This window comes from Sphingomonas sp. RS2018 (assembly GCF_054489605.1).
In genome coordinates this window covers 369,099-394,242 of record NZ_JBTMWL010000003.1, presented here as the reverse complement: position 1 = coordinate 394,242, position 25,144 = coordinate 369,099, and the positions used below count along the sequence as shown (strand labels likewise).

Annotated in this window: 27 protein-coding genes, 1 tRNA gene and 1 pseudogene; 22 read left to right on the top strand and 7 right to left on the bottom strand. The window is 68.3% G+C overall.

Annotated features, from left to right (window positions below):
* Positions 1–24: 24 nt before the first annotated feature.
* From ACX40P_RS11400 to ACX40P_RS11380, 5 genes and pseudogenes are all read left to right on the top strand, one after another.
* Positions 25–618, top strand: coding sequence for an anthranilate synthase component II (locus tag ACX40P_RS11400; RefSeq protein ID WP_459126453.1), 594 nt, complete (start codon positions 25–27; stop codon positions 616–618).
* Positions 615–1,610, top strand: a complete 996-nt coding sequence (gene trpD / locus ACX40P_RS11395; RefSeq protein WP_459126452.1) for an anthranilate phosphoribosyltransferase — start codon at positions 615–617, stop codon at positions 1,608–1,610. Before ACX40P_RS11400 ends, trpD begins: the two co-directional genes overlap by 4 nt.
* Positions 1,607–2,389 (top strand): indole-3-glycerol phosphate synthase TrpC, encoded by a 783-nt coding sequence (trpC, locus tag ACX40P_RS11390; RefSeq protein ID WP_459126451.1) that lies wholly within the window; start codon positions 1,607–1,609, stop codon positions 2,387–2,389. Before trpD ends, trpC begins: the two co-directional genes overlap by 4 nt.
* Entirely contained in the window at positions 2,386–2,853 is a 468-nt protein-coding gene (moaC, locus tag ACX40P_RS11385) for a cyclic pyranopterin monophosphate synthase MoaC (protein WP_459126450.1), read from the top strand. Before trpC ends, moaC begins: the two co-directional genes overlap by 4 nt.
* 353 nt (positions 2,854–3,206) lie before the next feature.
* Positions 3,207–3,353, top strand: a pseudogene (locus ACX40P_RS11380) (PEPxxWA-CTERM sorting domain-containing protein); the annotation flags it as partial.
* Positions 3,354–3,731: 378 nt separating this feature from the next.
* Here ACX40P_RS11380 and ACX40P_RS11375 read toward each other — a convergent pair.
* Positions 3,732–3,816: transfer RNA gene (locus ACX40P_RS11375), tRNA-Leu, on the bottom strand.
* Between the two features lie 39 nt (positions 3,817–3,855).
* Complete coding sequence (locus ACX40P_RS11370; protein WP_459126449.1) at positions 3,856–5,364, bottom strand: YifB family Mg chelatase-like AAA ATPase; 1,509 nt, start codon at positions 5,362–5,364, stop codon at positions 3,856–3,858.
* Between the two features lie 100 nt (positions 5,365–5,464).
* On the opposite strand from ACX40P_RS11370, the gene ACX40P_RS11365 reads away from it, so the two are divergent.
* The 7 genes from ACX40P_RS11365 to ACX40P_RS11335 all read left to right on the top strand — a co-directional run bounded on the left by ACX40P_RS11365 (position 5,465) and on the right by ACX40P_RS11335 (position 10,190).
* Entirely contained in the window at positions 5,465–5,743 is a 279-nt protein-coding gene (locus tag ACX40P_RS11365) for a hypothetical protein (protein ID WP_459126448.1), read from the top strand.
* 87 nt (positions 5,744–5,830) lie between these two features.
* Positions 5,831–5,965 (top strand): 50S ribosomal protein L34, encoded by a 135-nt coding sequence (gene rpmH, locus ACX40P_RS11360; RefSeq protein ID WP_066813008.1) that lies wholly within the window; start codon positions 5,831–5,833, stop codon positions 5,963–5,965.
* A 20-nt stretch (positions 5,966–5,985) separates the two neighbouring features.
* Positions 5,986–6,357, top strand: coding sequence for a ribonuclease P protein component (rnpA, locus tag ACX40P_RS11355; protein ID WP_459126658.1), 372 nt, complete (start codon positions 5,986–5,988; stop codon positions 6,355–6,357).
* Positions 6,354–6,566 (top strand): membrane protein insertion efficiency factor YidD, encoded by a 213-nt coding sequence (yidD, locus tag ACX40P_RS11350; RefSeq protein ID WP_459126447.1) that lies wholly within the window; start codon positions 6,354–6,356, stop codon positions 6,564–6,566. The genes rnpA and yidD overlap by 4 nt, the downstream gene beginning before the upstream one ends.
* A 21-nt stretch (positions 6,567–6,587) precedes the next feature.
* Positions 6,588–8,282, top strand: a complete 1,695-nt coding sequence (yidC, locus tag ACX40P_RS11345) for a membrane protein insertase YidC (RefSeq protein ID WP_459126446.1) — start codon at positions 6,588–6,590, stop codon at positions 8,280–8,282.
* Complete coding sequence (gene yihA / locus ACX40P_RS11340) at positions 8,279–8,953, top strand: ribosome biogenesis GTP-binding protein YihA/YsxC (protein ID WP_459126445.1); 675 nt, start codon at positions 8,279–8,281, stop codon at positions 8,951–8,953. The genes yidC and yihA overlap by 4 nt, the downstream gene beginning before the upstream one ends.
* Before the next feature lie 13 nt (positions 8,954–8,966).
* A complete protein-coding gene (locus ACX40P_RS11335; RefSeq protein ID WP_459126444.1) occupies positions 8,967–10,190 on the top strand; it encodes an ATP-binding protein in 1,224 nt (407 codons plus the stop codon).
* A gap of 33 nt (positions 10,191–10,223) precedes the next feature.
* On the opposite strand, the gene ACX40P_RS11330 is transcribed toward ACX40P_RS11335, so the two are convergent.
* The 5 genes from ACX40P_RS11330 to ACX40P_RS11310 all read right to left on the bottom strand — a co-directional run bounded on the left by ACX40P_RS11330 (position 10,224) and on the right by ACX40P_RS11310 (position 15,657).
* Positions 10,224–11,315, bottom strand: coding sequence for a catalase family protein (locus ACX40P_RS11330; protein ID WP_459126443.1), 1,092 nt, complete (start codon positions 11,313–11,315; stop codon positions 10,224–10,226).
* Between the two features lie 54 nt (positions 11,316–11,369).
* A complete protein-coding gene (locus tag ACX40P_RS11325; protein WP_459126657.1) occupies positions 11,370–12,161 on the bottom strand; it encodes an SDR family NAD(P)-dependent oxidoreductase in 792 nt (263 codons plus the stop codon).
* A gap of 2 nt (positions 12,162–12,163) precedes the next feature.
* A complete protein-coding gene (locus ACX40P_RS11320) occupies positions 12,164–13,225 on the bottom strand; it encodes a phosphotransferase family protein (RefSeq protein ID WP_459126442.1) in 1,062 nt (353 codons plus the stop codon).
* Positions 13,222–14,304, bottom strand: a complete 1,083-nt coding sequence (locus tag ACX40P_RS11315) for a Zn-dependent alcohol dehydrogenase (protein WP_459126441.1) — start codon at positions 14,302–14,304, stop codon at positions 13,222–13,224. The genes ACX40P_RS11320 and ACX40P_RS11315 overlap by 4 nt, the downstream gene beginning before the upstream one ends.
* 99 nt (positions 14,305–14,403) lie before the next feature.
* Complete coding sequence (locus ACX40P_RS11310; RefSeq protein ID WP_459126440.1) at positions 14,404–15,657, bottom strand: acyl-CoA dehydrogenase family protein; 1,254 nt, start codon at positions 15,655–15,657, stop codon at positions 14,404–14,406.
* Between the two features lie 149 nt (positions 15,658–15,806).
* Here ACX40P_RS11310 and ACX40P_RS11305 point away from each other — a divergent pair, with 149 nt between their 5' ends.
* The 10 genes from ACX40P_RS11305 (at position 15,807) to pyrF (ending at position 24,928) form a co-directional block, all read left to right on the top strand.
* Positions 15,807–17,045 carry a TetR/AcrR family transcriptional regulator gene (locus ACX40P_RS11305; protein WP_459126439.1) on the top strand — a complete coding sequence of 413 codons (1,239 nt, stop codon included), beginning with the start codon at positions 15,807–15,809 and terminating at the stop codon, positions 17,043–17,045.
* Between the two features lies 1 nt (position 17,046).
* Positions 17,047–17,817, top strand: coding sequence for an acyl-CoA thioesterase (locus ACX40P_RS11300; RefSeq protein ID WP_459126438.1), 771 nt, complete (start codon positions 17,047–17,049; stop codon positions 17,815–17,817).
* A 148-nt stretch (positions 17,818–17,965) separates the two neighbouring features.
* A complete protein-coding gene (locus ACX40P_RS11295; RefSeq protein WP_459126437.1) occupies positions 17,966–18,421 on the top strand; it encodes an EF-hand domain-containing protein in 456 nt (151 codons plus the stop codon).
* A gap of 74 nt (positions 18,422–18,495) precedes the next feature.
* Complete coding sequence (locus tag ACX40P_RS11290; RefSeq protein ID WP_459126436.1) at positions 18,496–19,224, top strand: response regulator; 729 nt, start codon at positions 18,496–18,498, stop codon at positions 19,222–19,224.
* 29 nt (positions 19,225–19,253) lie between these two features.
* Positions 19,254–20,597 (top strand): sensor histidine kinase, encoded by a 1,344-nt coding sequence (locus ACX40P_RS11285; protein ID WP_459126435.1) that lies wholly within the window; start codon positions 19,254–19,256, stop codon positions 20,595–20,597.
* Between the two features lie 2 nt (positions 20,598–20,599).
* Positions 20,600–20,848 (top strand): hypothetical protein, encoded by a 249-nt coding sequence (locus ACX40P_RS11280; protein WP_459126434.1) that lies wholly within the window; start codon positions 20,600–20,602, stop codon positions 20,846–20,848.
* Positions 20,848–21,567 (top strand): endonuclease/exonuclease/phosphatase family protein, encoded by a 720-nt coding sequence (locus ACX40P_RS11275; RefSeq protein WP_459126433.1) that lies wholly within the window; start codon positions 20,848–20,850, stop codon positions 21,565–21,567. The genes ACX40P_RS11280 and ACX40P_RS11275 overlap by 1 nt, the downstream gene beginning before the upstream one ends.
* A gap of 24 nt (positions 21,568–21,591) precedes the next feature.
* Positions 21,592–23,877 (top strand): patatin-like protein, encoded by a 2,286-nt coding sequence (locus tag ACX40P_RS11270; RefSeq protein ID WP_459126432.1) that lies wholly within the window; start codon positions 21,592–21,594, stop codon positions 23,875–23,877.
* Between the two features lie 41 nt (positions 23,878–23,918).
* Positions 23,919–24,257 (top strand): hypothetical protein, encoded by a 339-nt coding sequence (locus ACX40P_RS11265; protein WP_459126431.1) that lies wholly within the window; start codon positions 23,919–23,921, stop codon positions 24,255–24,257.
* Complete coding sequence (pyrF, locus tag ACX40P_RS11260; RefSeq protein WP_459126430.1) at positions 24,254–24,928, top strand: orotidine-5'-phosphate decarboxylase; 675 nt, start codon at positions 24,254–24,256, stop codon at positions 24,926–24,928. The genes ACX40P_RS11265 and pyrF overlap by 4 nt, the downstream gene beginning before the upstream one ends.
* Positions 24,929–25,144: the final 216 nt, after the last annotated feature.

Below are 25,144 nucleotides of genomic sequence, written 5' to 3'. Positions count from 1 at the left end.
GTTGCGCACGGCCATGTCTTCGCTATGGCGAACCCCGCCATGACCCCCGCCCCCTTCATCCTCGTCATCGATAATTACGACAGCTTCACCTGGAACCTCGTCCATTACGTGATGGAGCTGGGCGCCGAAGTCCGCGTCGTGCGCAACGACGAACTGACCGCCGCCGAAGCGCTGGCGACCGGCGCTGACGGCATCCTGCTCTCGCCAGGCCCCTGCACCCCCAACGAGGCCGGCATCAGCCTTGATGTCGTGGCGGCGTGCGCGGAAGCGCGCCGGCCACTGCTCGGCGTGTGCCTCGGTCATCAGTCGATCGGCCAGCATTTCGGCGGGCGCGTGGTGCGTGGCGGCCTGATGCACGGCAAGACCAGCGCGCTGACCCACGACGGCACCGGCGTCTTCGCCGGCATCCCCTCCCCCTTCACCGCCACCCGCTATCACAGCCTGGTGGTGGAGGACGTGCCCGACACGCTGCTCGTAAATGCAATGGCCCCAGACGCCAGCGTCATGGCCTTCCGTCACCACATGTTGCCAATCCACGGCGTACAGTTCCACCCCGAAAGCATCGCCACCGAACACGGCCACACCCTAATCGCCAACTTCCTGAAGGTCGCCGCATGACGACGCTGACGCTGCTGCCCGATCCATCGACGCCGCTCAGCCACGAAAGCGCGCATCAGGCGTTCGCCGACCTGCTCGACGGGCGGACGTCGGAGGACGAGATCGCCGCTTTCCTGATCGGCCTCACCGAACGTGGCGAAACCGCCATCGAGATCGCCGAGGCCGCGCGCGCGCTGCGCGAACGGCTGATCCCGATCAAAGCGCCACCCGGCACGATCGACGTCTGCGGCACCGGTGGCGATGGCCACCACACGCTCAACGTCTCGACCGCGGTCAGCCTGGTCGTTGCCGCCGCCGGCGTCCCCGTCGCCAAGCACGGCAACCGCGCCGCCTCGTCGAAGGCAGGTGCGGCCGACACGCTGGAGGCACTCGGCCTCGACATGGTCCGCGCCGGCGCGCTCGCCGAACGCAGCCTCGCCGACATCGGCATCTGCTTCCTGTTCGCGGGCAATCACCACCCGGCGATGCGCCGCATCCAGCCCATCCGCCAGCGGCTCGGCCGCCGTACGATCTTCAACCTGATGGGGCCGCTCGCCAATCCCGCCCACGTCACGCGTCAGCTGATCGGCATCGCCCGCCCAGACTACGCCCCCGTCTACGCCGCCGCGCTGGAGAGCCTCAGTTCGACCGGCGCCGCGGTCGTCTCGGGCGAGGAAGGGCTGGACGAAATCTCCACCGCCGGCCCGACGCTGGTCGTCCCGGTCGGCGACGTCGCCCTGCCCGACCGCATCACGCCCGAGGACGCCGGCCTGCCGCGCAGCCCGCTTACCGCGCTTCACGGCGGCGACCCCGCCTATAATGCGCTCGCACTGCGCCGACTGCTGGCGGGCGAGGCGTCCGCCTATCGCGACGCCGTTCTGCTGAATGCCGCCGCCGCCTTCGTCATCGCGGGCGAGCGCCCCAATCTGGAGGAGGGTGCCGCGCTCGCCGCCGAAACCATCGACGCAGGCGCCGCCGCACGCCTGCTCGACCGCTGGATCGCCTATTCATGACGATGCTCGACGACATCCTCGCCACCAAGCGCGACGAAGTGGTCGAGCGTCGCCGCGCGACGCCGCTCGCCGACCTCCACGCGATGGCGCTCGCGCAGACGCCGCCGCGCGGCTTCCGCCTCGCGCTCGATCGGGCAGCCGAAAGCGGCTACGGCCTGATCGCAGAAATCAAGAAAGCATCACCATCCAAGGGATTGATCCGCGACGATTTTCATCCCGCCGACCACGCCCGGGCCTATGCCGCTGGCGGCGCCGCCTGCCTCTCGGTCCTGACCGACGCCCCCTATTTCCAGGGGCATGAGGAGTATCTGATCGCCGCCCGCGCCGCCTGCAAGCTGCCCGTCATCCGCAAGGATTTCATGGTCGATCCGTGGCAGGTGCTGGAGGCGCGCGCGATCGGGGCCGACGCCATCCTCATCATCGTCGCCGCGCTCGACGACGGCGCGATGGCGGAGATCGAGGACAGCGCGATCCAGCTCGGCATGGACGTGCTGGTCGAGGTCCACGACGCCGAAGAGATGGAGCGCGCGCTTCGCCTGCGTTCTCGACTGATCGGCGTCAACAACCGCAATCTCAAGGACTTCACGGTCGATTTTGCGCGGACCTACGAACTTGTCGCCAGCGCACCCGCCGACTGCACCTTCGTCGCCGAAAGCGGCCTCACCAGCCGCGCCGAACTGGACGCGATGGCGGAGCACGACATCCGCTGTTTCCTGATCGGCGAATCGCTGATGCGGCAAGCGGACGTCGAAGCCGCCACCCGCGCGCTCGTCGGATGAGCGGCCTCACGCACCTCGACGCCGACGGCGCCGCCCGCATGGTCGATGTCGGCGGCAAGGCGGTAACCACCCGCCGTGCCGTCGCCGCCGGCCGCATCGCGATGGCGCCGGAAGCCCTCACCGCCATCCGAGACGGCGCGACGAAGAAGGGCGACGTGATCGCCGTCGCTCGCATCGCCGGCATCATGGCGGCGAAGCGCACCGCCGACCTCATCCCGCTCTGCCACCCCCTGCCGCTCACTAGCGTCACGCTCGACCTCGCGATCGAATCCGCCGGGATCGCCGTCACCGCCACCGCCACCACCGACGGCAAGACCGGCGTCGAGATGGAGGCGCTCACTGCCGCCACCGTCGCGCTGCTCACCGTCTACGACATGGCCAAGGCGATCGACCGCGGCATGGTGATCGAACAGGTGCGGCTGATCGAGAAGAGCGGCGGCAAGTTGGGTGACTGGGGGGCTTGAATTGCTGACACGACGTCGGCGCAGATGCCAGGGCTCGTTTCGTCGGCTCGCGTCTGCCGCCGTGCGCAAGCTTGTCGGTCCAATTGGTGCACCGCACCAAATTGGTGCACCGCAAGGCATGAGCGGTTTGCGGGCATTCGTTACCACTACGACGCGGACCGTACCAAGTTGGGAACCTTGCCTTTTCTTAAGGAAAGACGCTGGCCTCCGGTGAACGGTCTATTAACGGATCCGCTGACACCGCGAACTACGTCATGAGCACCGGCTTTTTAGGACTGACTTCGAGCGCGCGCATCTTGTCGATTGACATCGGGCTCGCGAACGGAGTGTCGACCACCAACGGATTTTTCGTTCTCGATAACCTCACGATCGGCTCGGCTGCTGTCAGCGCCGCCATCCCTGAACCCGTCACTTGGGCAATGATGATGGTCGGTTTCGGCGGTATTGGCTTTGCAATGCGCCGCCGAGAGACCGTCGCGACGCGTATCCGTTTCGCCTGATCTCTTTCCCATTGTTCCTGTGGAAGAGCCGTCAGTCGAAAGGCTGGCGGCTTTTTGGCGGAGACACGCATTGCTTCGCCGCGGGTGGTGCATCCTTGCTACCGGATAGCCGCCGCGCGCGTAGTGCCGAGGGCCCCGTGGCACGTCTGGGCGGCAGGCGCGTGACGTATGGGCCGAAGCCTACCCCGGACGATCTCGTCAGGTGCGATGGGAGAAAACGCGTGCCTGCGAAGCCATCGGAGAGCGGCCGATTCAGCAGGATCACCTGAAGGCGACCCGTCGGAAGTTGCTGCAAGGAACCGGTCGAAGTCTAACCCACCGATTGGTTAGACACCAAGGCGCAGAAAACTGGCGCAAAACCGCCCTTTACTAAAACGATGGTGCCCCTGGCCGGACTCGAACCAGCATGCCTTGCGGCGTTCGATTTTGAGTCGAATGCGTCTACCAATTTCGCCACAGGGGCAGCGATGGGAGGGGCGTTAGACGCTTCGGACGCGATCCGTCAATTGCGCGGCGGCTGGCGACGATAGCTGAGCGCTTCGGCGATGTGGATGCGCCCGATCGTCGTCGCGCCGGCCAGGTCGGCGATGGTGCGGGCGACGCGCAGGACGCGGGTGTACCCGCGCGCCGACAGCCGCATCGCGCTCGCGGCCTGGACGAGCAGCGCGCGGCCCGCTTCGTCGGGGGTCGCGGCGGCGTCGAGCACCGGGCCATCGGCCTCGGCGTTCGTGCGCGCGGCAGTGCCGTCGTAACGCGCCGCCTGCACTGCCCGAGCCGCCGCGACGCGAGCGGCGACCGTCGCCGAGTCTTCGCTGGCACCTGGCGCGATCAGGTCGGCGGCGCTCACCGCCGCGACCTCGACGTGCAGGTCGATGCGGTCGAGCAGCGGCCCCGACACCTTCGCCTGATAATCCGTCGCGCATTTGGGCGCGCGCGAACACGCCAGCGCCGGATCGCCGAGATGCCCGCAGCGGCACGGATTCATCGCCGCGACCAGTTGCACGTTCGCGGGGAAGGTGACGTGCGCATTCGCCCGCGCCACGCTGACCGTGCCCGTTTCCAGAGGCTGGCGCAGCGAATCGAGCACCGCGCGCTGGAACTCGGGCAGCTCGTCGAGGAACAGCACGCCCATGTGCGCGAGGCTCACCTCGCCCGGCTTCACGCGCAGCCCGCCGCCGGTCAGCGCCGCCATCGATGCGGAGTGATGCGGCGACCGGAACGGCCGCACCCGCGTCAGCCGGCCGCCGGTCAGCGTGCCCGCCACCGACTGCACCATCGACACCTCCAGCGCCTCGGCGGCGTCGAGCGGCGGGAGGATACCCGGCAGACACGCGGCGAGCAGCGATTTGCCCGCGCCCGGCGGCCCGACCATCAGCAGATTGTGCCCGCCCGCCGCCGCGATCTCCAGCGCGCGGCGTGCGGTTTCCTGCCCCTTCACCTGCGAGAGGTCGGGTCCGAACGTCCCCTCCTCCACCTTGCCCGGCGCCGGCGGGCTCAGCAGTTGCTGGCCCTTGAAGTGATTGAGCAGCCCGATCAGGTCGTGCGCCGCCAGCACCTCGACCGATCCCGCCCAGGCCGCCTCCGCACCTTGCGCAGCGGGGCAGACGAGCCCCTTCCCCTCGGCCCCGGCATGGATCGCGGCGAGCAGCACGCCCGCCGACGGCTGCACCCGCGCATCGAGACCGAGTTCGCCGACCACGACATACTCACTCAACGCCTCGGCATCGACCACCCCCATCGCCGCCAGCAGCGCCAGCGCGATCGGCAGGTCGAAGTGCGATCCTTCCTTCGGCAGGTCGGCGGGCGACAGGTTGATGGTGATGCGTTTGGGCGGCAGCGACAGTCCCATCGCCGCGATCGCGCCGCGCACCCGCTCGCGGCTTTCCGCCACCGCCTTGTCGGGCAGGCCGACGACGACGAAGGCCGGCAGCCCGGCGACGAGGGTACACTGCACCTCGACTCCGCGTGCCTCCAGTCCGAGATACGCCACTGTCGAGACGATCGCGACCAAACCCGTTTCCCCTGCCCGTCAACGTGTCACACCCATAGCCGATCGTTTCGTGGGCGGAAGTGTCTTGCAACCCCAATACGCCGGGGCCACATCGCGCATCGTGGCCCGACACTCCGCCCGTCATCCGGCGCTTCGCAGCGTCTTCCTCGCGTTCGGCGTGCTGCTGATGGCGATCACGCCCGTCGTCGCGCTGCTGCCGGGGCCGGCGGGGGTGTTTAGTTTCGCAGGCGGGCTGGGCCTCGTGCTGCAGAATTCGCTCTGGGCGCGACGGCGGTTCGCGCAGGCGAAGCGGCGCTATCCGCGTGCCGGCAACCTCGCCGACCGCGGCCTGCGCCGGCCGAGTGCGCGCCGCCGCCGCGAACGCGACGCATCGCGTTGACGAAAGCGACCGTCTCGCCTAAGGGGACCGTCGACGTGGCCGTCCCCAGTGGCGGCCTTTTGACATTTGACGAAACGGGAATGAACGATGAAGCGGACCTTTCAGCCGAGCAACCTGGTGCGTGCCCGCCGTCACGGCTTCCGCTCGCGCATGGCAACGGTGGGTGGCCGCAACGTGATTCGCGCTCGCCGCAATCGCGGTCGCAAGAAGCTGTCGGCGTAACCACGTCCCGGCCGGCGCGGCTGACGCAGCGCGCCGATTATCTGAAGGCGAATGCAGGACGCCGGGCAGCGATGCCCGGCTTCGTGCTGTTGGCGCGCCCGCGGGGCGACGACGATTCGACGATGCGCATCGGCATCACCGTATCGAAGAAGGTCGGCGGATCGGTCGTCCGCTCGCGGATGAAGCGCCGCTTCCGCGAACTCGCCCGCGCATTGCTGCGCGAACACGGCGTGCCCGGCGCCGACCACGTGCTGATCGGCCGCGCCAGCGGGATCGAGCGCGACTGGGCGGCGCTCCAGGCCGATTTCGTGAAGGCGTGCGGCAAGGTCGCGCGAGAACCCACACATCCGCCACGTGAGCGGCCGCCAAGAAACGGGGCGCCGCGCAAATGATCGCCCGCCTTCTCATTCTCGTCGCGCGCGGGTGGCAGCTCGGGCCATCGCTCATCCTGCCGCCGTCGTGCCGCTACGCGCCGTCATGTTCGGCCTATGCAATCGAGGCGCTTCGCCGCTATGGCGCGGCAAAGGGCGGCTGGCTGGCGGCGAAGCGTATCGCACGCTGCCATCCATGGGGCGGTCATGGTCATGATCCGGTGCCGTAAGCGGACTTTCGGGGACGAATTTTGAAGAACGATAGCAAGAATTTCGTGCTCTTCGCGGTGTTCGCGGCGCTGATCCTGTTCGGCTGGCCCTATGTCACCCGGCACTTCTTCCCTGCTGCCAACCCGCCGGTCACGAAGATCGCGGACGGCAAGACGCAGGCGTTGCCTAATCCCGCCGCCGATCCGACCGCCGACGCCCCCGCCGCGATCCGCGATCGCAATGTCGTGCTGGCGGAAAGCCCCCGCGTGCGCATCGACACGCCGACGCTGAAGGGTTCGATCAACCTGCGCGGCGCGCGCATCGACGACCTGATCCTGACCAAGTACGACGAGACGATCGCGAAGAATTCGCCGCCGATCCGCCTGCTGTCGCCGTCTGGCACCACCGACGCCTATTTCGCCGGCTTCGGCTGGCGCGGCATCGCACCCGCCGTCGATACGGTGTGGCAAGCGGACGGCAGCGTGCTGACGCCGACGACCCCCGTCACGCTGACCGCCGCCAACGCGACCGGACAGCGGTTCGCGATTCGCATCGCGATCGACCAGAATTACATGTTCACAGTGACGCAGACGGTCGCCAACGCCGGCGCCGCCCCGGTCGCGGTCGCGCCCTACAGCTTCGTGAACCGCACCGGCGTGTCGAAGGATCCGGACAGCTGGACGATCCACACCGGCCCGATGTCCGCGCACAACGGCGCGGCCGACTACGGCATCAACTTCAAGGACGTGGACGCGGCACCCCAGACGATCACGTCGAAGGGCGGCTGGTACGGCTTCGTCGACAAATACTGGCTGACCTCGATCATCCCCGATCAGGGCGCCGACGTCACCGCCATGTTCCGCGGCGGTCCCAACAAGACCTATCAGGCCGACTATACCGTCGCACCGAAGCAGGTCGCGCCCGGCGCTGCCATCACCACCACCGCCCGCTTCTTCGCGGGCGCCAAGGAGGTGAACCTGCTCGATCGCTACGAGGATACGCTCGGCATCACCCATTTCGGCAAGGCGATCGACTGGGGCTGGTTCGAGGTGATCGAAAAGCCGATCTTCAAATATCTCGACTGGCTGTTCCGCATGATCGGCAACTTCGGTGTCGCGATCATCCTGCTGACCTTCACCGTCCGCCTCATCATGTTCCCGATCGCGCAGCGCCAGTTCGCGTCGATGGCGTCGATGCGCGCGATCCAGCCCAAGCTGAAGACGCTGCAGGAGCGCTACAAGGACGACAAGCCGCGCCTGCAGCAGGAGATGATGAAGCTCTACAAGGACGAGAAGGTCAATCCCGTCGCCGGCTGCCTGCCGACGCTGATCCAGATCCCGATCTTCTACGCCCTCTACAAGGTGCTGATGCTGACGATCGAGATGCGGCACCAGCCGTTCGTGCTGTGGATCAAGGATCTGTCCGCACCAGACCCGCTGACGCCGCTCAACCTGTTCGGCCTGCTCGCCTTCACGCCGCCGCACTTCATCGCGATCGGCGTCGTGCCGATCCTGCTGGGCATCAGCATGTACTTCCAGTTCAAGCTGAACCCCGCGCCGATGGATGACACGCAGAAGCAGATCTTCGCGCTGATGCCGTGGGTGCTGATGTTCGTGATGGCGCCGTTCGCGGTCGGGTTGCAGGTCTACTGGATCACGTCCAACCTGCTCACCATCGCGCAACAGCAATGGCTGTACTCGCGGCACCCTGCCCTCAAGACCGCGGCGCCCAAGTGACGGACGACGGCACGCCGCGCGGTCCGCAAGCCGCCGCGCCCTTCGACCCGGAACTGGTCGAGAGCGCGCGCAAGCTGTTCTCCGGACCCGTCACCTTCCTGAAATCCGCGCCGTCGCTGGAGCATCTGCCCGCCGCCGACGTGCCGGAGGTGGCCTTCGCCGGCCGGTCGAACGTCGGCAAATCGTCGCTGCTGAACGCGCTGACCAATCGCAACGGTCTCGCCCGCACGTCGAACACGCCGGGGCGCACGCAGGAACTGAACTTCTTCGAAGTCGGCACGCCGCTGCGCTTCCGGCTGGTCGACATGCCCGGTTACGGTTTTGCCGAGGCGCCGAAGGATCTGGTGCGCAAGTGGCGGTTCCTGGTGAACGACTTCCTGCGCGGTCGCGCCGTGCTGAAGCGCACGCTGGTGCTGATCGACAGCCGCCACGGCATCAAGCCGGTCGATCGCGAGATCATGGACATGCTCGACGGCGCGGCGGCCAGCTACCGCATCGTCATGACCAAGGCCGACAAGATCAAGGCGACCGAACTGACCGCCGTCGCGCAGAAGACCGCCGACGAGGTCCGCAAGCGCCCCGCCGCCCACCCCGACCTGATCCTGACGTCGAGCGAAAAGAGCATGGGACTGGCCGAGCTGCGCGCCGCGGTGGTCGAGGCGATCGGCTGAAGGCGCGGGGGCGATGGGGACCGCCCGCACGATCCGTCTGATCCTGGCGCTGGCGCTGGTGCTCGTTGCCGCCGTCTCCGCCTGGCTGTTCGTCCATGACGGCTCCACCGTCCTCATGATCCTCGTGTTCGGCACCGCCGCGGTGCTGATGTCGGCCAACATCGGGGAGCCGGTACGCTCGGCCCCGGACCAGATCGTCGCAGGCGACGGCAGCGATCTCGACTCGGTTCTCGACGCGGTCGGCGAGCCCCTGCTGGTCGTCGCCGGGTCGCAGGTCCTGCGCGCCAACCGCGCCGCCCGGGCATTGCTCGGCGAGCATGTCCCGGGCGAAGACGTCCGCCTCGCCATTCGTCATCCCGCCGCCGCCGAACGTCTGCTGCGCCCCAACGATGACGACGACGCCAAGCCCGTCGATCTCGTCGGACTGGGCAAGCGCGACCAGCACTGGCAGATGCGCCTTGCCCCCGCCGGCGACGGCAAGCGCCTGATTCACCTGTCCGACCGCACCGAAACCCGCGCCGCCGACCGCATCCGTGTCGATTTCGTTGCCAATGCCAGCCACGAGCTACGCACGCCGCTCGCCTCGATCCTCGGCTTCATCGAGACGCTGCGCGACGGGGCCGGCGACGAGCCACCGGTGCGCGAACGCTTCCTGCAGGTGATGGACGACGAGGCGCGGCGCATGGACCGGCTGGTCGGCGATCTGATGAGCCTCAGCCGGATCGAGGCGGAAAAATTTCGCGCGCCCGACGCGCTGGTCGACCTGACCGAGCTGGCACGCACCGTGTGCGTCGAACTGTCCAACATCGCCGGCGGGCGCGGGCGCAATCTTCAGCTCGACGCCGACGGCCCGGTGGCGGTGACCGGCGACGCGGCGCAGCTTTCGCAGCTGCTTCACAATCTCGTCGGCAACGCGATGAAGTACGGGCGGCCCGGCACGCCGGTCACGATCACCATCGCCAACGACGACGGCGGCATGGCCCGCATCGCCGTCACCGATCAGGGCGACGGCATCCCGCCCGAACACCTGCCGCGCCTCACCGAACGCTTCTACCGCGTCGATCCGGGCCGCAGCCGCGCGATCGGCGGTACCGGCCTCGGCCTCGCCATCGTCAAGCACATCGTCGAACGCCACCGCGGCCGGCTCGACATCGCCAGCCGTGTGGGTGTAGGGACGACGGTGACAATCCTGTTGCCGGCCGTTTTGCGCGAACTGCCGTCCAGCGCGGTGAGTTGATACCGGCTTTCCGCGGGATGACGATGGAGAGCGCTAAGCCGCTTCCACCGCCCCAACCGGCTCATGGATCGGACACCCGTTGAACCGCGCGCGGAAGCCCGCCGAATTGCTGTACGTGTCCTTGCGTGCGCGATTGATCGCACCCAGCGGCCGATGCGCGGCGAGCCCCGTCCAGATCGAAAACCGCATCCGCTCGTCGATCGCATCGACCTGCTCATCCGCCCAGCTGTCCTGCGCCGGAATGCGCAGTTCGCCGACACGCTGGAACGGCGTGTCTTCCTCCAGCCATTCGACGGTCGGATCCTCGACCGGCTGCTTCTCGATGTCGCGGCACAGCTGCACGCGCAGTTCGAACACGACGTCCATTCCGCGCATCTCTTCGCGGACCTGATGGCGGATGGCGTCGCGATCCTCGCTCGCGTCGATCGTCTCGCCGGTCAGTGCCTGCATCTGCGGCGTGGCCGGCGCGAGGCTCAGCTTGGCGATATGATCGCCATAGCGAAACGGTGTGGCGGTGAAGAAGGTCTCGCCCAGCGGCTCGACATTGGGCGCCCCGCCCAGCGTCTTGATCGCCGCGCTTTCGATCCCGACGCTGGTCAGCGCGGTATTGAGCCCACGCAGCACCGCCGACATCACCTTCTTGCCGCCCTCCGCCTTGTCGGTCGTCGCGGCGAGCAATTTCAGGTTCTTGGCGAACGCTTCCGGCGTCTTTGCCTGAAAGACCGGTCCGTTGACGAAGATGAAGTCCTGCGTCGTCCCCTCGGCATCGGGCAGCCGCTCGCCCGCCACGTCAAGGATCTTCAACGCAAGGCCGCGCGGCAACGAGATCGCATCGTCGAGCACGTCGCCCGCGTTGGTCGACATGCGCACATAGGCAGCATGCTCGCCCGGTGTCGCGAACAGGCCCTGCGCCAGTTCCGGCGGCAAACCGTCGTCGATCGACAGCGTGCCCTTTAGCACCGCATGCGCCTTCGCGTGGACCGACCGCACGGCATGGCCATAATCCTCGGACGTCGTCGTCAGGATCTTGTCGAACGACCGGTTCAGTTCGGCGACCGTCTCGTCCTCGTCGGGCGCGATCTGCTCGACGTCGGGGGAATAGTTCAGCGGCGGTGCGATCGACATGGGGGCAAACTCCTTCGCCCCAGAGAACCACACGCGAAACAAGCGGTTCCGCGTTCAGACCGCCGTCGTACCATAGTCCTGCCGCGTGACCGGGTGGCTTGACGACAGCCCGCCATCCACCGCGATCGCCTGCCCGTTCACATAGCTCGCCTCGTCGCTGGCGAGGAAGGCGACGACGCTCGCCAATTCGTCGGCCTGCGCGCCACGGCGCAAGGGGTTCAGCCGCCCGACCCGGTCCATTTTCTCGGACGCGCGGGCGTAGTCGAACACGGGCTTCGTCATGCCTGTCTCGGTCAGCCCGGGGCACACCGCGTTCACGCGCACGTTCGATCCAGACAGCTGCTGCGCCGCGACCTGTGCGAGGTTGATGACCCCCGCCTTCGACGCCGAATAGGCAGGCGACCCCGCGCCCGACCGCAGCCCCGCGACGCTAGCGGTCAGCACGATCGCCCCGCCGCCGCGCTCGGCGATGCGCGGCGCGGCGTGTTTGATAGCGAGGAACGGCCCGATCAGGTTGACGCGCAGCACTTCGGTGATGAGCGCGACGTCGGTGTCGAAGATGTTCGCCATCCCGCCCGAGATGCCGGCGTTGGCGAACATCACGTCCAGCCCGCCGTGTGTCGCCACCGCCAGTTCGACCGCGCGAACCACGTCCTCTTCGCGGCCCGCATCGATGCGCAGGGGCGTCGCCGCCGCACCGATCGTCGCGGCGGTCTCCTCGCACCCTTCCGATAGGTCGACGCAGATCACCCGCCCGCCCTGTGCCGCGAACAGGGATGCGGCAGCACGGCCGATCCCCGATCCCGCGCCGGTGACGATGATCGACTTGCCCGCGAATCGCCCCATCGTCACGCCCCCGCCTTCTCCGCGAAATCCCACGCCGCCGCCGCCAGCCGGTACACCTGCGCCGCCGATTTCTCCGCCTGCGCGCTCGACGCCGTGCCCGCGACGATACGCTGCTTGATGCCCTGCACAATGCCGGTCAGGCGGAAGAGGTTGTAGGCGAAATACCAGTTGAGGTCCGGCACCCCGTCCCGCCCCGTCGCCGCACAATAGCGCTCGACCATCGCCTCGATCGTCGGGATGCCGGTCTCCGGACCCGTCCGTCCTTTCACGCCCGACCGCCCCTCGGGCTCGGTCACCCATCCCATCAGGAAATAGCTGAAGTCGGCCAGCGGATCGCCGAGCGTCGACAGCTCCCAATCGAGCACCGCGATCACCCGCGGCGCGTCGGACGCGAAGATCATGTTGTCGATGCGATAGTCGCCATGGACGATGCTCGTCCGCCCCTGTTCGGGCAATGTCGCGGGCAGCCATTCGATCAACCGCTCGACATCCGGCATGTGCTCGGTTTCGGAGGCGCGATACTGCTTCGTCCAACGCGCGACCTGGCGATCGAAGTAATTGCCGGGCTTACCATAGTCGCCCAGCCCCACCGCCGCCGGATCGACGCTGTGCAGCGCCGCGAGCGTGTCGCACATCGCCGCATAGGTCGCCGTCCGCTCGGCCGGCGCATAGCCGGGCAGCGTCCCGTCCCACAGGTTGCGCCCGTCCGCGAACCCCATGAAGTAGAATTGCGCCCCGATCACGCCTTCGTCCGTGCACAGCCCATAGGGCCGCGCGACCGGAAACCCAGTGGGATACAGCCCGGCGATGGCGCGATACTCGCGATCGACCGCATGCGCCGACGGCAGCAGCGGCCCGAACGGCTTGCGCCGCAGCACGTAGCGCGCGCCATCCGCGCCTTCGATCAGATAGGTCGGGTTCGACTGTCCGCCCGAGAATTTCCGGTACGTCAGCGGCGCAACGAACCCCTCGACGTTGGCGCTCATCCATGCGGCCAGCGCCGCCTTGTCCAGCCGGTCGCGCTCCGGCACGGCCATCGTCTGAGGTGCTTCGTCGGCGGTCATGGAAACACGATCACGCTGCGCGCGGCATCGCCTTTGCGCAGTTCGTCGAAGGCGTGGTTGATCCGCTCCAGCGGCAGCCGCTCGGCAATGATGCTGTCGAGATCGAGCAGCCCGCGCAGATAGAAATCGACCAGCCGCGGGATATCGACCGGAAAGCGATTTCCCCCCATCAACCCGCCCTGCAACCGCTTACCCGACAGCAGGTCGAGTGCCGACAGCCCGACCTGTTCGGCCAGTGGCATCATTCCCAGGATCGTCGCCGTACCGCCGCGCCGCAGCACCTTCACCGCGGTCGCCGCCGACTGCGGCCGCCCGACCGCCTCGATCGCGTGATGCACACCGCCCTTCGTCAGTGCGACGACCTGTTCGGCGGCGGTATCGCTCAGCGCGTCGATCGTGTCGGTGGCGCCCAGCTTCTCCGCCAGCGCGCGCTTCTCCGGCACCGGATCGATCGCGACGATGCGCCCGGCGCCCGCGATCCGCGCCGCATTGACCGCCGCCAGCCCGATCCCGCCGCAGCCGACCACCGCCACCGTCTCCCCCGGCGTCACGTCGCAACAGTTGAACACCGCCCCCGCGCCCGTCGTCACCGCGCACCCGATCAACGCCGCGCGGTCGAGCGGCATGTCGCGGTCGATCGCGACACAGGCGTGTTCGTGCACCAGCATCGTCTCGGCAAAAGCCGACAGGTTCAGCATCTGCGACACCGGTTCGCCGTTCAGCGTCAGCCTCGGCGGCGCGCCGCGCCCGCGACGCGTATCGCCGCCCAGACAAAGATAAAGATTTCCGGTCACGCAGAATTCGCAATGGCCGCAGAAGGCCGACAGGCAGGTGACGACATGGTCGCCGACCTTCACCGACCGCACTTCGCTCCCCACCGCCTCGACCACGCCCGCCGCCTCGTGCCCCGGCACGGTCGGCACCGCATGCGGATAGGCACCATCGACGAAATGCAGGTCGGACCGGCACACGCCCACCGCGGCGGTGCGGATCAGCACCTCATGCGGTGCCGGGGCATCGAGCGCGACATCCTCAATCGAGAGCGGCTGGCCGGGCTGGAAAAGGACTGCTGCTTTCATTTCACTTCCTGACCGGTGCTCCCGCGCAGGCGGGAGCCTAGGGCAACACGGGGCGACGCCTAAAACTCTGGGCTCCCGCCTGCGCGGGAGCACGGCATGCTATCGGCCTTCCCGCCAATCCCCATATTTCCCGAACTCCGCCCGCGCGATCGCGCGATTGTGCACCTCGTCCGGCCCGTCGGCGAAGCGCAGCGTCCGCACGCTCGCCCAGTCGTGCGCCAGGTGGAAGTCGCCCGACACGCCGCCGCCGCCATGCGCCTGGATCGCATCGTCCAGAATCTGCAGCGCCATCGTCGGCGCCTGCACCTTTATCATCGCGATCTCGTTCTGCGCCGACTTGTTGCCGGCCCGGTCCATCATGTCCGCGGCCTTCAGGCACAGCAGCCGCGTCATCTCGATGTCGATGCGCGCCCGCGCGACGCGCTCCTCCCACACGCTGTGATCTCCGATGCGCTTGCCGAAGACGATGCGCGACAGCAGGCGCTTCGTCATCGCCTCCAAACCCGCTTCCGCCACCCCGATCGTGCGCATGCAATGATGGATGCGCCCCGGCCCCAGCCGCCCCTGCGCGATCTCGAACCCACGACCTTCGCCCAGCAGCATGTTCTCGACCGGCACGCGCACGTTCTCCAGCACGACCTCGCCGTGCCCGTGCGGCGCGTGGTCATACCCATAGACCGAAAGCATGCGTTCGATGCGCACGCCGGGCGCATCCATCGGCACGACGATCATGCTCTGCTGGGCGTGGCGCTTGGCCTCCGGATCGGTCTTGCCCATCACGATCGCGACCGCGCAGCGCGGATCGCCGACGCCCGACGACCACCATTTGCGCCCGTTGATGACATAATGGTCGCCGTCGCGGATCATCCGCGTCTCGATGTTCGTCGCGTCGGACGATGCGACCGCCGGCTCGGTCATCAGGAAGGCCGATCGGATGTCGCCCTCCATCAGCGGCTTCAGCCAGCGATCCTTCTGCGCGCGCGTACCGTAGCGATGGAACACTTCCATATTGCCGGTGTCGGGCGCCGAGCAGTTGAAGCATTCGCTGGCCCAGCCGATCCGCCCCATCTCCTCGGCACAGAGCGCATATTCGAGGTTGCTGAGCTGCGTGCCCTCGAACGCGAAGCTGTCGTCGACATGGGTCTGCCCCGAATGCGGCGGCATGAAGAAATTCCAGAGGCCCTGCGCCTTGGCCAGCGCCTTCACCTCCTCGATGACCGGCAGCACCTTCCAGCGCTCGCCGCTGTGCGACTGGGCGTCGTAATCCGCCTGTCGCGGGGCGATCTCGCTATCGATGAAGGCGCGCACCCGGTCGCGGAAGTAGGTCTCGCGCTCGCTCAGGGTGAAGTCCATCGTGCATCCTCTCCCGGTCTCGTCGTTGCCATGGGGTTACGCCATACCGGTTTTTCGGTAAACCCCGATCCCGTGATTCCGTCACGACGGCGGCGGGCGGTTTCAAAAAGCCACTATGCCTTCGAAAAACCGCTGCTAGGGTGGCGATCATGAACGCATCCGACCCGCAGACGCCGGCGGGCGCGGGGGGGACGAAGCGGTTCCGCGCCAAGCGCGACGCGATCCTCGCCGCCGCTGCCGAGGCCATCAACGACCAGAGCGCAAAGGGCATGACCTTCGCCGACGTCGCCAGCCGCGTCGGGCTCAATACCACCAGCGTCACCTACTATTTCCGCCGCAAGGAAGACCTCGCCTCCGCCTGTTTCGAAGAAACGCTCGCCCGGTTGCAGGCGATGCTGGACGAGGCGATGACCGAACGCACGCCCCGCGCGCGAGTCGAGCGCTACGTCGCGATCAACTTCGCGCGCATGGCCCGCATCCAGCGCGGCGAGGAGACCGCCTTCGCGGTGCTCAGCGACCTGCGCGCGATGGAGGAGCCGATGCGCGGGCGCCTGATGGCGGGGTGGCAGCGCGTCTTCCGCAATACCCGCGCGCTGTGGGGCGACCCGACCGAGCGCGGCACCAAGGATCTGTACGGCGCCCGCGCGCACGTGCTGCTGGAGAACACCTTCTGGCTGGCGGCATGGCTGCCGCGCTACGACCTCGACGAATTTCCGCGGATCGAGGCGCGGCTGATGGACGTGTTCGCGGGCGGGCTTGCCGTACCGGCCGCACGCTGGTCGCCCACGATGCTCGATCTGGCGCATGACGAACGCGAACCCGGCCGCGCCGCGTTCCTGACCGCCGCCACCGGCCTCATTAACGCGCTCGGCTATCGCGGCGCATCGGTGCAGAAGATCGCGAGCGAGCTGAACGTCACCAAGGGCAGCTTCTATCACCATCTCGATGCCAAGGACGAGCTGGTCACCGAATGCTACCGACGCAGCTTCGACACGATCGCGAGTGCGCAGGTGCTGGCGCACGACGGCGGCGGCACGCTGTGGCAGCAATTGTCGAGCGTCGTCGCGACGCTGGTCGACGTGCAGTTCTCCGATCGCGCTCCGCTGTTGCGCACCACCGCGCTCTCCGGCCTGCCGCCGCGCGACCGGCAGACGATGATCGACCGGTCCAACCGCATCGCCCGCCGCTTCGCCGGCATGATATCGGACGGCGTGGCGGAAGGGTCGATCCGCGCGGTCGATCCGCTGGTCGCGTCGCAGGCGCTGATGGCGCTGCAGAACGCCGCGTTCGACATGCGCAAATGGGCGTCGACCATGCCGCGCGACCGGGCGGTACGCTATTACGCGTCGACGCTGATGTACGGCCTGTTCGACGACGGCGTCCTGTAGCGTGACCGCGCTGGCCGACGTGATCGCGGCGATGACGCCGGAGGGCGCGGGCTGGCGCGTCGAGATCCCCCTCGACTGGCGACAGGGTCGCACCACCTATGGCGGCCTGTCGAGCGCGCTCGCGCTGCAGGCGGCAAAGGCCAGCGCTCCCGATCTACCGCCACTCCGCTCGGCGCTGATCGCCTTCATCGGCCCGCTGGCAGGGACGGTCGACATCACCGCCACCGTGCTGCGCCGCGGGCGCAACGCCGCGTTCGTCGAGGCGTCGATCACCTCGGACGCCGGGCTGGGCTACCGCGCCACCTTCGTCTTCATGGCCGACCTGCCCTCGACCATCACGCACGACGCAAGCGTCCCCGGCCCGCACCGCCCGCCACCGCCGGCCGCGAAGCTCTATGTCGGTCCGCCCAACTTCTTCACCGGCAATTTCGAGTTCTTCGACCTGAAGGATCACACCGGCCCCGCCGAATGGCTGCGCTGGGGCCGGCTGCGGGAGCGCGACGGCCTCGACCCGGAGGTCGAACTGCTCGCCATCGCCGATGCCCTGCCGCCCGCCGCGATGAAACTGGCCGGCGGAATGGCGCCGGTGAGTTCGCTCAGCTGGATCGTCAATGTCCTGGCCCCGCGCCCCGTCACCACCGATGGCTGGTGGCTGATGTCGAGCACGACCAACAGGGCCGCCGCGGGGCATTCCAGCCAGCGCATGTCGCTGTTCGATGCCGGCGGCGTGCCCGTCGTCGATGCGATGCAGGCCGTCGCCGTCTTCGCGTGACGCAGCCCTCTCCAGCGCCGGGCACGCTGTCGCGACAATTCGCGACACTTTCGGTTCGGCGACGACACACACCGGCGACGCAGCCGAACGATAGCGGCCATCATGACGCATCTCATGCGTTGACACCCATTCAAGGAGCGCCCTGCCCATGAAGCTATTGATCGCCGCCGCCCTGCTCGGCGCCACCGCGGCCCCGGCCATCGCGCAGGACGCCCCGCCCCCGCCGGGCGCGCGCGGTCCCGGCCGCATGCTGGCGCAGCTCGACACCGACAACGACGGCAAGATCAGCCGCGCCGAATTCGCCAAGCAGGCCGCCGACCGCTTCGCCCGCCTCGACACGAACGGCAACGGCACGATCGAGGCGAGCGAGATGGCCGCCGCCCCCGGCGGCGGTCGCGGCATGATGCGTCGTGACGGCAATGGCGACGGCACGCTGACCCGTGCCGAGGCGGACAAGCAGTCGGCAGACCGCTTCACAAGGTACGATACCAATGGCGACGGCTTCATCGACAAGGCGGAGCAGGCCGCGATCGGCGGCGGCATGCGCCGCGGCGGCGGCCAGACTCCGCCGCCAGCCCCTTCGGCCACCCCGTCGGGCGGCTGACCTGCAACCAGCGCAGGCGGCGTCCCTCCCCGTCGCCTGCGCCTATGGCACTCCCGTCCGACTGTGATAGCGCGATGAGCATGTCTGCCGAGCTACCCCATCTGCTGCTGGTCGATGACGAACGCTCGATCCGCGAGCCGCTCGCCCAGTATCTGACCAAACAGGGCTTTCGCGTCACCCAGGTCGGCGATGCGGAAGCGGCGCGCGCGCGCCTGAACGCCTATGCGATCGATCTCGTCGTGCTCGACATCATGATGCCGGGCGAAGACGGCCTGTCGCTGTGCCGCCATATCCGCGCGACCAGCGAGACGCCGGTGATCCTGCTGACCGCGAAGACCGAGGAAACCGACCGTATCGTCGGGCTGGAGATGGGTGCCGACGATTATGTCGTGAAGCCCTTCTCCCCGCGGGAGCTGGCCGCGCGGATCAAGGTGGTGCTGCGCCGCCTGGCGGCGGGCGGCACGCGCCAGCATGCCCCCGACAGCGGTTCCTTCGCCTTCGCCGGTTGGGTGCTCAAGACGGGCGAGCGCACGCTGGTGGACCGGGAGGGCGTCGCCGTCCCGCTGTCGACGGGCGAGTACAATCTGCTGCTGGCCCTCGTCACCCGTCCGCGGCAGGTGCTGACCCGCGACCAGCTGCTCGATCTGACGCAGGGCCGCGAGGCCGCCGCGTTCGACCGGGCGATCGACAATCAGGTCAGCCGGTTGCGCAAGAAGGTGGAGGCGGATGCGAAGACGCCGACGCTCATCAAGACGGTGTGGGGCGGCGGCTACACGCTGGCGGCCGAAGTCACGCGGCTGTGAGGCTTTGGCCACGTAGCCTTGCCGGCCAGATGGCGGTCCTGATCGCGTTGGCGCTGTTCGTCGCGCAGGCGGTCAACTTCGCGCTCGCGCTGCGCGACCGCAATGCCTTTCGCCTGGCTCAGGCGACTCGACCCGTCGCGGTGCGGGTTGCCGACGCCATCGAACGGGAGGCCCGCGGCGGTCGCGCCATCCCCCGCGCCGTCCCCGGCCAGCGCGGCCGCATTCGCCGCGCCACCACCAACGACATTCCCGCCACCCTGCCCCGCATGCCCGACATCGCGTCGGAACTGCGCGTGCAGTTGCGCGAACAGGGGCTGGAGGTCGGGCGCATCGACACCGGCGTGCGGCCGTGGACCGCGAAGGATGAGGCGATCGCCGGACGACGGCCGCCCGGCACCACGCGCACGCGGCGGATCGACGCCTCGCCGGACGAGGCGCTGCTGATTGCGATCGAACAACCGGGACGCGGCTGGATCTCGATCATCGCGCCATGGGGCGACGGGGGCGGGATACGGTTGTTCTGGCGCCTGTTCGCGCAGACGCTGATCCTCTACGGCATCATCCTCGTGCCGATCCTGTGGGTCGCGCGCCGCGTGGCCGCGCCGCTGCGCGATCTGGGTGCCTCGGCCCGTGCCTTTCGCCCGGGCGAGAAGGGCACGCCGGTCGTCGAGCGTGGTCCCGACGACGTCCGCGCCGTCATCGCCGCCTACAACACGCTCGGCGACCGCGTCACCGCGATGCTGGACGAGAAGGACCGCATGCTCGGCGCGATCGGTCACGACCTGCGCACCCCCCTCGCGGCGCTGCGCGTCCGTATCGAATCGGTGGAGGATGAAACCGACCGCGCCCGCATGGCCGATGTGATCGACGAGATGGCGAAGACGCTGGAGGACATCCTGTCGCTCGCCCGGCTCGGCCGCCCCAGCGAGCCGCCGGTCGACGTCGATCTCGCCGCGCTGGTCGATGCGGTGGTCGAAGATTTCCGCGATCTCGGCGCCGATATCGTTGCGGAGGAAGTCCCGCGCCTGACCATGCGGCTGCGCCCGGCGCTGATCCGCCGCGCGGTACGCAACCTGATCGAGAACGCGATCAAATATGCCGGCGCGGTCGAGGTCGTCGTCGCACCGACCGCTACGGGGGCGTGCATCAGCGTGCTGGATCGCGGCCCCGGCATCCCGCCCGATCGCATCGGCTCGGTCTTCGACGCCTTCGTCCGCGTCGAGACGTCGCGCAATCGCGACACCGGCGGCATCGGGCTGGGCCTCGCGCTCGCCCGCGCCATCGTGATGGAGGCCGGGGGCACGATCGACATCGCCAATCGGGAGGGTGGCGGCCTCTCTGCCACGATCGAGCTACCGCGCCGTATCGACTGACGATGGCGGGTGGCAACCAAGCTGGATCGCGCTCGTTCGGCATTATCATGAGCAAGGATTTGCCGATGTCCGTGTCCCGATCCCCGGAAGCGAAATCCGGTCGAGCCAGCGCCGAACGCGGTATCGTGATGCTCGACGGACCCGGCCCGGTGGCGGTCGCCATGACCCCCGACGCCGCGGACGGAACAGCGGAAAGCTTGCACGAAGCGGCCGGCACGGCGCGCGAACAGTCGCCGACAGCGGAGGATTGATGACGGCGGCTGCTCCGGCGACCCGGTTGAAGGTCGCCAGCTACAACATGCGCAAGGCGATCGGCACCGATCGCCGTCGTCGCCCCGAACGCACGATCGAGGTGCTGAACGAAATCGACGCCGACATCATTGCGCTGCAGGAGTGCGACCGGCGCTTCGGCCAGCGCGCAGGCGTGATCTCCCCCCATCTGCTCGAGGAACACACCCGCTGGCGCGCCGTATCGCTGGCGATGCGGCCCGGCAGCATGGGCTGGCATGGCAATGCGCTGCTGGTGCCGAAGGATTCGACGATCGCGGCCTGCGCGGCGATCCACCTGCCCGCGCTCGAACCGCGCGGCGCGGTGATGGCCGACGTGACGATCGGCGAGGTGACCCTGCGCACGGTCGGCATGCATCTCGACCTGTCGGGGCTGTGGCGGCGGCGGCAGGCGGCGGCGATCATGGGGCATGTCGATGGCTGCGCACCGCCGCATCCGTGCGTCCTGATGGGCGATCTCAACGAATGGACCCGCCACGCCGGCTGCCTGCGCGATTTCGCTCGCGACTATGAGAGTGCGGAGACCGGCCCAAGCTTCCACACGCGGCGTCCGGTCGCGCGGCTCGATCGCATCATGGTGTCGAACGGCATCCGCATCGTCGACTGCGGCGTCCACGCCAGCCTTGCGGCCCGCACCGCATCCGATCATCTGCCGATCTGGGCGAGCATCGACGTCGGCTGACGCGACGACTGGGAGGGGAAGCGTTTGCGCGAGAAGGAACTGCGGCTGGCGCTGGTGTGTTATGGCGGCGTCAGCCTTGCCGTCTACATGCACGGCATCACCGGCGAAATATGGCGCCTGACCCGCGCCAGCCGCGCGTTCCACGACGGCGAACCGTGCGACGACGGCACCGAGCGGGTCTACCGCATGCTGCTGGCCGAGATCGCCGAGGCCGCCGACACCCACGTTCGCGTTCTGGTCGATATCGTTGCCGGGGCAAGCGCAGGCGGTATCAACGGGCTGTTTCTGGCACAGGCGGTCGCGACCGGCCAGTCGCTCGATCCGCTGACGGCCATGTGGCTCGACAAGGCGGATGTCGGCGCTCTGCTCGACGAAGAGGCCGCACCCGACCGTTTCTCGAAACTGTGGGCGACGCCGATCGCGTGGATGGTCGGTGAACGCAATCCCGTGCCCGGCACGATCGATCCGGAAACGCGCGAAGAGGTCGGGCGCAAGCTGCGCCAGTTCATCCGCTCGCGCTGGTTCGAGCCCCCCTTCGGCGGTAAGCGGCTCACCCACATGATAATGGACGCGCTGGACGCAATGGCGACCGGGCCGACGGGCCCGCGCCTGCTGCCGCCGGAGCAGCCGCTCGACCTGTTCGTCACCGTCACCGACTTCCGCGGCCATCCCGAGCGGCTAAGACTGAATTCGCCCGAGGAGGTGGTGGAAACCGAGCACCGTCTCGTATTCACCTTCACCGATCACGGCGACGGGCATATCGGCGAGGCGCTGGAGCTGGCCTTCGCCGCCCGCGCGACCTCCAGCTTCCCCGGCGCCTTCCCCCCCGCGAAACTATCGGAGATCGACGCGGTCGCCGAAGAACGCTCGCTGCACTGGCCGACGCGCAAAGCCTTCGTTGATCGCGTGCTGCCGCGCCATGCCGCGATCAACGGCGCGGATGCCGCAGTGCTGATCGATGGATCGGTGCTCGCCAACGCCCCCTTCCGCCCGGCGATCGACGCGCTGCGCGACCGCCCCGCGCGGCGCCAGATCGACCGCCGCTTCGTCTATGTCGACCCTGTTCCAGGCTATCATTTCAACCTTGGCGTATCGGCGGCCGAGGCACCCGGCTTCTTCCAGACGATCATCGGCGCGCTCAGCGAACTGCCGCGCCAGCAGCCGATCCGCGACAATCTGGAGGCGATCGAAGGGCGCACCCGGCGGATCGAGCGGATGCGCGGCATCCTCGCTGGCCTGCGTGACGAGGTGGAGGCGCAGGTGCTGCGCCAGTTCGGCTACACGCTGTTCCTCGATTATCCGACGCCGGCGCGCATCTCGGCCTGGCGCCGGCGCGCGCAGGTGGCGGCGGCGAAGGAGGCGGGCTTTGCCTATTCGGCCTATGCCCGGTTGAAGCTGGCCGACGTGACCGACATGACGCTGCGCCTGTGCGAGACGGCCGGCGGCAATCTGAGCGCCGAGCGCGTCCGCAGCCTGCGCGGCGCGGTCGAGCGGACGATGGCGGCGCGCGGCGTGCAGCAGGCGCAGGCGCGCGACCTGTCGAACGGTGCGCCGGCGATCGACTTCCTGCGCCGCCACGATCTCGGTTTCCGCATCCGTCGCCTCCGCCTGCTCGCCCGTCGGCTGGGCGAGATGGACGAGGGGCTGGACGATTCGGGGCTGGGCCCGATCCGCGAGGCGGTGTTCGCCGCGCTTGCCGACTATCTCGACGTTCAGCGCGCCGATGCGCTCAAACCCCTGCGCGCCGAGGTCCGCCGGACGCGCAGCGACGCGGCGCCGCTGCTCGACGCGCTCGCCGCGCACATGGACCTGCCCGGCATCGATGCAGCGACCGACCGGCGTCTGTCGGAGGCTTTGTCGGCACTCCCCAAGGACCAGCGTCGCCCGCTGCTGCTCGCCTATCTCGGCTTCCCGTGGTTCGATATCGCAACCCTGCCGCTGCTGCAGGGCGAAGGGCTGGACGAGTTCGATCCGGTCAAGGTCGACCGCATCTCCCCTGATGACGCCACCGCGATCCGCGAAGGCGGCGCGGCGGCGACGCTGAAAGGAACGCAGTTCCACAATTTCGGTGCGTTCTTCAGCCGGGCGTATCGCGAGAACGATTATCTCTGGGGACGGCTGCACGGCGCGGACCGGCTGGTAGACATCGTTGCGTCCACCATCCCGGCGGGCACGCGGCTGAAACCGGGGCGGATCGCCGCGATCAAACGTGCGGCATTCCTCGCCATACTCGATGCCGAGGAGCCGCGTCTGACGACGATTCCTACGCTGTTCGCGGCGCTGCGCCGGGAAATCGGCGGCACCGGCTGACGCATTTTGCGAATCCAGCGCGCAGCGACTAGTGTGCGGCCATGCAGTTTCTGAAGACGTTGCTCATCGTGTTCACCGTCGCACTTGCGGTGGCGTTCGCCTTCAACAATTGGGACGTGGTGCCCGTGAAGCTGTGGAGCGGTGTGCTGCTCGACATCAACCTCCCGCTGCTCATGCTGGTTTGCGTTCTCGTCGGGCTGGTCCCGACCTGGTTGTGGCAGCGCGCGATCCGCTGGCGGCTGGCGCAGCGACTGACGACGAGCGAGCGCGCGCTGAACGACCTGCGCAATGTCGTGGCGACGCATACGCCGGCGCCGGTAGCCGAACCCGTCGTCGCCACCTCCCCTGCCCCGCCGCTGATCGACGAGCCGCGGGCGTGAGCAGCAAGCTCTACGTCGCGCTCGACACGCCCGACCTCGCCAAGGCGCGCGGGATCGCGACGAAGGTCCGCACCCATGTCGGCGGCATCAAGCTGGGGCTGGAATTCTTCATGGCGAACGGCCGCGCCGGGGTGCGCGAGATGGCCGACATCGGCCTGCCGATCTTCCTAGATCTGAAATTCCACGACATCCCCAATACGGTCGCCAAGGCGATCCAGGCGCTCGCCCCCCTCGAACCCGCAATCCTGACCGTGCATGCGAGCGGCGGGCAGGCGATGCTGGAGGACGCGAAGGCGGCCGCGCACGAGCGGACGAAGGTGGTGGCGGTGACGATGCTGACCAGCCTCGATTCGTCGGACCTGTCGGCGATCGGCCTGAACGCCGATCCGCACGAACAGGTCGTCCGACTGACCGAACTGGCGCGCGCATCGGGCGTCGACGGCATCGTCTGTTCGGGCGAGGAAGTCGGCGCGGCATCGCGGGCATGGCGCGACGGGTTCTTCGTCGTCCCTGGCGTGCGCCCGGCGGGCGGCACCGTCGGCGATCAGAAGCGCGTCGTCACCCCGCGCGCCGCGCTGGATGCGGGCGCATCGATCCTGGTGGTCGGGCGGCCGATCACCCAGGCCGAGGATCCCGACGCCGCGGCGCGGGCGATCGAGGCGACTCTCTGAAATCGTTCGTCCTGAGCCTGTCGAAGGACCGCTCTTCGAGCAGCGCGCGACGGGCCTGAGGCACGAAGAACGGTGCTTCGACAGGCTCAGCACGAACGGTAGCTGGTATCACGCCGGGACGAACCCCGGAACGGCTGTCATCAAGCCGTAACGAAAACGCAACAGGGGTCTGGGGACGACCGGAGCGATTCCGGCAGGTCTGACATGGGGCGGGCG